We start from the raw sequence: 6,462 nt of genomic DNA, 5'->3' as shown, positions 1-6,462 counted from the left end.
CACTGGCGCCCTTCCGGCACCGCTCTAAACCCCGCCAGCGAAGCCCAGCTGGCGCCACGCTTCGTAGGCCGCCACCGCCGCCGCATTCGATAAGTTCATGGATCGCCGCCCTGGCAGCATCGGGATGCGCACCTTCGCCGTCACCCGCGGATCGGCCAACACCTCTTCGGCCAGGCCCGTCGGCTCCGGGCCGAAGAGCAGCACGTCGCCCGGCCGGTAGTCCACCTCCGTGAACCACGTACCCGTCTGTGCGGTAAAGGCGAATACCCGCCCCGAGCCGCGTGCCGGATCAGTCACGTGAGCCAGCGCCGCATCGATCCCCTCGTGCACATGCACGTCCGCCAGCTCGTGATAATCCAACCCAGCCCGGCGCACATGCTTGTCGTCGAACTTAAAAGCCAACGGCCCCGCCAGGTGCAGCGAAGCCCCCGTCCCCGCACACATGCGGATCGCATTACCGGTGTTCGGCGGAATCTCCGGCCGGTCAAACACCACGTGCAACGGTAGATTCAAAGGCTGCTGGAAAGGGGCAGATTCCGCAGCCGCACCCGAATACTGGTTTTCAGACGTCATCAACCCAATCTAACCGGTACAAATGTAGCCATGAACAACTCCCCCTCTCGCAGCTTTGATATCACCCTGCTGGGCGCCACCGGGTTCGTCGGCACCCTCACCGCCGAATACCTGGCTGCGCACGCCTCCGCCGACGTACGCATCGCCCTGGCCGGCCGCAATCAGGCCAAGTTGGAGGCTTTGCGCGAAAAGCTGACCGTCAGCCACCCGCGGGCGGCGGACTTCCCTCTAGTTATCGCCGATTCCAGCGATAACCGTTCCCTGGAGAAGCTGGCTCGCGATACCCGTGTGGTTATCTCCACCGTCGGCCCCTATTACCGCTATGGGTTCCCCCTGGTCCGCGAATGCGCCACCCACGGCACGCATTACGTCGACCTCGCCGGAGAGCCCCTCTTCATGCGCGAATCCGCGGACTCTTACCACGACATCGCCACCGCCAGCGGGGCGCGCATCATTCACGCGTGCGGCTTCGATTCCGTGCCAAGTGACCTGGGAATGCTGCTGCTGGGACAGAGGGCGTCCGAAAATAAAGACACCCTAGAGACCGCCACGATGATCGTGAAGATGAAAGGCGGACTGTCGGGCGGCACCATCGACTCGATGCGCGAACAGTTCGCCGCCATCAAGGGAGCGCCAGAGAAGAAGCGGCTACTGGCCGACCCATACACCCTCTCCCCTGACCGCGACAACGAGCCCGACCTGGGCAAACAGCCGGACTTTGGCGTAGTGCGCGACAGCGACATCGGCGGCACGAAAGACGACGTCTGGGCAGGGCCTTTCATCATGGCAGGCTCGAACACGCGCGTTGTGCGCCGCTCCCACGCGCTGCTGGGTCACAAATTCGGCGACAAGCTGCGCTACAGCGAATACCTGTACACCGGCAAGGGGTTCAAGGGTCGTATGCGGGCCTTCACGATGGGTGCGGTGCTGGGCACGGCGGTGGCGGCGCTGAGCCAAGACAGGCTGCGCACGTTCCTCTCCCGCTGGGTTCCGGAGCCCGGCGAGGGCCCCTCCGAGGCCGAACGCGATGCCGGATTCTTCCACACCACGCACATCGGCGTGAGCCCCTCCGGCGCCACCTACACCAACACCATCAGCCTGGCCGCTGACCCGGGGTACAAGGGAACGTCGTTGATGCTTAGCGAAGCGGCGCTCACTCTTGTTCTTTGTGACGCCGAACTGCCGACGGGCTCCCCGTACCAAGGAAAAACCGGCGGCGGAGTGCTTACTCCGGCCACCGGTCTGGGCATGCCCTACGTGCGTCGACTCAGCGACGCGGGCATGAAGTTCAGCGACTAGCTGAACAGGCTCTGCTCCTCATCGGGCACGCCATTCACCCGGTTGATGTTCAGCGTGTTCAGCTGGGTGACGTGCTCGGGGGTGAGCTCGTCCAGGGAGGAAACCTGCAGCAGGCGCATGGTGCGGCGCACCTCGCTGGCCAGAATCTCGATGGCGCGAGCCACGCCGGCCTCGCCACCGGCCATCAGGCCGTACAGGTAAGCGCGGCCGATGAGGGTGAACTTCGCGCCCTTGGCGATCGCGGCGACGATGTCGGCGCCATTCATGATGCCGGTATCCATGGCCACGTCGAGGTCCTTGCCGACTTCGCGGGCAACCTCGGGCAGCAGCTGGAAAGGCACCGGAGCGCGATCCAGCTGGCGACCACCGTGGTTGGACAGGATAATGCCGTCCACGCCCAGGTCAGCCAGCTTCTTGGAATCCGGCAGGTTCTGCACACCCTTGACGACCAGCTTGCCCGGCCACATCTCGCGGATGGTCTTCAGGTCCTCGAACTTGATGGAGGGATCCATGGCAGAATCCAGCAGCTCGCCGACGGTGCCGCCGGTGCTGGTCAGGGAGGCGAACTCCAGCGGTGGGGTGGTCAGGAAATCCCACCACCACCAGGGGCGCGGGATCGCGTTGATGACGGTGCCCAGGGAGATCTCCGGGGGGATGGAAAAACCGTTGCGGGCATCGCGCAGACGGTTACCGGCGACGGGCGTATCCACGGTGAACAGCAGGGTATCGAAGCCGGCCTTGGCCGCGCGCTCCACCAGGCCGTAGGAGATTTCGCGTTCCTTCATCACGTACAGCTGGAACCAGTTGCGGCCGTTCGGGTTGGCCTTCTGCACGTCCTCAATGCTGGTGGTGCCCAGGGTGGACAAGCAGAACGGGATGCCCGCGGAACCCGCGGCGCTCGCGCCCGCGAGCTCACCTTCGGTCTGCATCAGGCGGGTAAAGCCAGTCGGAGCGATGCCGAACGGCAGGGAGGACTTGCCGCCGAAAATCTCCGCGGTGGTGTCCACATTGGATACGTCGTTCAGGATCGACGGGTGGAACTCCACGTCGCGGAAGGCCTGGCGGGCGCGGTTCATCGAGATTTCTTCGTCGGCGGCGCCATCGGTGTAGTCGAATGCTGCGGCCGGGGTGCGGCGCTTAGCGATGGCGCGCAGATCCCAGATGGTCTGTGCATCGTTGAGGCGGCGAGCCTTGAAATCCAGGGTGGGCTTCTTAAACTTCAGCAGGTCGAAAATCTCAACGGGGTTCGGGATCTGGCGTTTCTGGTGTGCCATGGGATAATCGCTCTCCTCACAGAGTGTCTTCGCAGCTCTTTCGCGCGAAATAGCGTGGTTTTTGTAGGTCGCCGTTTGGAGGCCAACAATTCCACGATAGAACGCTTCCCCGAGCTTCGCTGTCTGGGTGTGCTGCAGCACTTCCCCTTGGTGCAGCGACTTCAATTCCCCCCTAGCTCAGCTCCGCGAAGAATTCCAGGATCCGCTCGCCGATCAGCTGCCGGGACTTCGGCTTCACAAACTGGTGGCCCTCCCCCGGCACCTCCAGGAACTGCGGGGTGCGGCCCAGCTCCACCAGCGCGTCGTATAGCTGTTGGGATTCCTGCAGCGGCACGTTCGAGTCGTTGGCGCCGTGAATAAACAGCACCGGGGTGGTGATCTGTTCCGCCTTGTGCAGAGGAGAAATTTCCCACAGGAGTTCGGCATCGTGCATCGGGTACCCGTACTTCGGGGAGGCCGCACTCGCCAGCCACGGCTCGGTCGATTCGTAGTAGGTCTCAAAGCTCGTCATGCCGCAGGCATCCACCACACCTAGGAACATGTCCGGGTAGCGCGCGGCCGCCAGCACGGCCAGGAACCCGCCGTAACTGCGGCCTCCCAGGAATACCCGTCCTGCGGTGCACAAGTCGGCGTCACAAAAAAAAGAAACAGTATCCGCAACGTCGTCGATCGCAGCGAAGCGACCATAACGGTCGTCGGCGTGGATGAACGCACGACCGTTGCCCTTACTCCCGCGAATATTGGGGGTGAACACGGTGTAGCCAGCGGCGACGATTTCCGCAAGCACGTCGTGGTGGGCGGGGCGGGATTGGCCTTCGGGGCCGCCGTGCAGATGCACGTACACCGGGCGGCCCGGCGCGGGATCCTCCGGCAGATACAGCCAGCCGGATAGCTCCAGGCCGTCGCGGGCGGTGTAGTAGACCAGCTCCGGGACGTCTCCCTGGCGGGCGCGTTCGTCCAGGCGGTCGGTGCGGTCCGGGTCTAGTGGTTCCACGCGCCCCGATTCCAGGCGCAGCACCTCCACCGTCGGCGGCAGGTTCGGCCCTTCGACCGTCAAAGCCAGCAGCTGACCGTCGTCCGTGATGGAAAGTCCCGCGGCCACCATGCCCGGCAGCTCGATGGTGCGGCGGACCTGCACGCGCTGGTCCTCGCCGAGGCTCAGCAGTTCCAGGTTGGAAATGCCCGCCTGGTTCCACAGCACCGCGGCGGTCGACAGGTCCTCGCTAATGGCGAACTCGTCGACGTCGGCCTCGGGGTTGCTGATCATTTCCTCGCGTTCGACGCACACCGGGCGCTCGCCGTTGATGTCCACCACCAGGCGCAACAGGCGACGGCGATCCGCACTGTGGTCGGTGACCACCAGGATCACCAAGCGACTGTCCGTGATCGGCAGGATCCGCCCATCTTCCGTCGTGGCGCCGGGCTCTGGCGGCAGCAGCGGCATCCAGCGGCCCTGCGGGGTGACCAGCAGCAGCTCGCGGTTGCCACGCGGGCCGACGCGCATCAGGCTGTACCCGGCCTCCGCGGCGACCAGCAGCGCATCGATGCGGCGATCCATCACCTGGTAGCGCGACGTATTCGGGTCGACCAGACGCGCCTCCGTCATGCCGTCGGCCGCCACGGCATCCATCGCTAGCTTGTCGCGGTCCCACTCCACCAGGCGCGTGCGGGCATCGAAAGTGTTTCTTAGTGGTGACGCCCCCTGCACCCCAGGGTCCGTAGATACCGTGAAGGTCTCGAGCTTCTCCGAGCCCTTGGGGGAAACCTCGCAGGCGATCCACTGCGCATCCGGGGAGTGTAAAACGCGCGTGACCGGGCCTTCGATGGGCAGCTGCACTGGTCTTTCCCTGCCCACGCCGTCCTCGGTGAGCTCCGCTTGGACGGCATAAGGATAGCCACCGTCGCGGACAATATAGGCAATAGCAGTGCCGTTGGGCGCGAGCGAAGGGGCAGTCGTATGGCGCATGACTCTAGTATTCTAGCGAAGCGCATGTGCGACTTGTCCCAGCAGGTGGGGCAAAGAAACTCTATGCTATTGAGACATGAGCATCTATGTGAACGCTTATTCCACCGTCCGAGCGGACGTGCCCTTCCAGGGGGCTGGGGCGCCAGCCATTGCGTCCCGCGAATTGTGCTTCGATTCGCCCGCGCAGCCTTACCTGAAGACTGCAGCCAACGGCGCTGGTGAGGAAGATGACAAGCAAACCCTGGAACTGCTGGAACACCTCGCGGGCTTCGCGGGATACGCGGCCGAGCAGGGGGAGGAACGCTTCGGCAATTTCAACTCCTACGTGCTCGCCGTAGTGCAACACATCCGGAGCGTACGCCGCCACTACGTGTTCGAGCGCGAAGATGACTTCGACTTTTCCCACCTGGGCGAGTTCGCCGACTGGGCGCGTGAAGCCAACGCCGTGTTCTTCCTGGCCGACGGAACCGTGCGCAACGCCAGCGGTGCAGATCTGCTGGATCCCGCACTGGTCGGCAGCTCCCCGGCGAACGGGGCGCAGGCTAACTCCGTGCCCCGGCACCCCGGCTCCGAGGATCGGATGCGGCGGGTGCGCGGGGCACTATGGCGCCAGGGTTACCAGGTAGCCCCGACGCTGCCGCCGGTGCGTTCCGAGGCCGAGATTCTGCTTCGCCCCGCCGAGGAAGTATTCAACCGAGCTGTTGCGCTTTCCGTCGTAGCGACCGCCGCCGCCAGCGTGCTGCGCGGCGAGGCTGTGAATTTCGCTGCACTGCGGGCAGGAGCCCAGCGCACCTTCGGCAATCTGACCAAGGTGGAGCAGGCATTCCTCGAGCGGGTGGAGGCTGCGCAAGAATCTGCCGGTGAGGCGCCGGGCGCAGTGCCCGGCGAAGCGTCCGGTGAGGCGACCGGTGCGGCGACCGGTGCCCCGACCTACAGCCAGGATCTGCAGGAGGATGCCTATCAGCTGGCCTGGGCTTACACCGCGTCAGAGTTCCTGGCCTGGGCACTCGGCCTGATGGATATCGATGTCTTCAGCTTCACCCCCGTCGATCTGGCTGCCCTGCGTAGCGCTCTGCGCGGCATCGACCGCGAAAACCAGGATGCTGCCGCACTGCCTATGCGCAGCCTGTCGGAGATCTGCGAGGCTTTCGAATACATCTATTCGCTGCGCTGGGTATCGGTCGAACAGCAGCTGGAGGCCTCGGGTCAGGCAGGTGTTGGGCAGACCGGTTCCGCGCAGCTACAGCCGCAGGATCATTCCATCCTGGTCGAACGCCACCGTGCCCTCGCCTGGCTCACGGATCCCACCATCGCTTACGACGACGTCGACCTGTCCACCTAAAGCAGCGG

At 64.6% G+C, this 6,462-nt stretch carries 5 protein-coding genes; 2 read left to right on the top strand and 3 right to left on the bottom strand.

The genetic code is table 11. The annotated features are described in order from the left end of the window. Nucleotides 1-24 precede the first annotated feature (24 nt). Nucleotides 25-573, bottom strand: a complete 549-nt coding sequence (locus L8U58_RS04830) for a tRNA (cytidine(34)-2'-O)-methyltransferase (protein ID WP_269954804.1) — start codon at nucleotides 571-573, stop codon at nucleotides 25-27. Nucleotides 574-603: 30 nt separating this feature from the next. On the opposite strand from L8U58_RS04830, the gene L8U58_RS04825 reads away from it, so the two are divergent. Beyond that, nucleotides 604-1,872: a saccharopine dehydrogenase family protein gene (locus L8U58_RS04825; protein WP_269954803.1), complete on the top strand. Its 1,269-nt coding sequence runs from the start codon at nucleotides 604-606 to the stop codon at nucleotides 1,870-1,872. Here L8U58_RS04825 and L8U58_RS04820 read toward each other — a convergent pair. Further along, a complete protein-coding gene (locus L8U58_RS04820) occupies nucleotides 1,869-3,146 on the bottom strand; it encodes an alpha-hydroxy acid oxidase (RefSeq protein ID WP_269954802.1) in 1,278 nt (425 codons plus the stop codon). The two genes, L8U58_RS04825 and L8U58_RS04820, sit on opposite strands and share 4 nt — an antisense overlap. A gap of 172 nt (nucleotides 3,147-3,318) precedes the next feature. After that, on the bottom strand, nucleotides 3,319-5,112 hold the full coding sequence (locus L8U58_RS04815; protein WP_269954801.1) for an alpha/beta hydrolase family protein: 1,794 nt from the start codon (nucleotides 5,110-5,112) through the stop codon (nucleotides 3,319-3,321). Between the two features lie 76 nt (nucleotides 5,113-5,188). Here L8U58_RS04815 and L8U58_RS04810 point away from each other — a divergent pair, with 76 nt between their 5' ends. Then, on the top strand, nucleotides 5,189-6,454 hold the full coding sequence (locus L8U58_RS04810) for a DUF4272 domain-containing protein (protein WP_269954800.1): 1,266 nt from the start codon (nucleotides 5,189-5,191) through the stop codon (nucleotides 6,452-6,454). Nucleotides 6,455-6,462: the final 8 nt, after the last annotated feature.

Source organism: Corynebacterium macclintockiae (genome assembly GCF_027570165.1).
Classification (GTDB): Bacteria; Actinomycetota; Actinomycetes; order Mycobacteriales; family Mycobacteriaceae; genus Corynebacterium; species Corynebacterium macclintockiae.
This window is presented reverse-complemented; position numbering and strand designations above follow the sequence as displayed.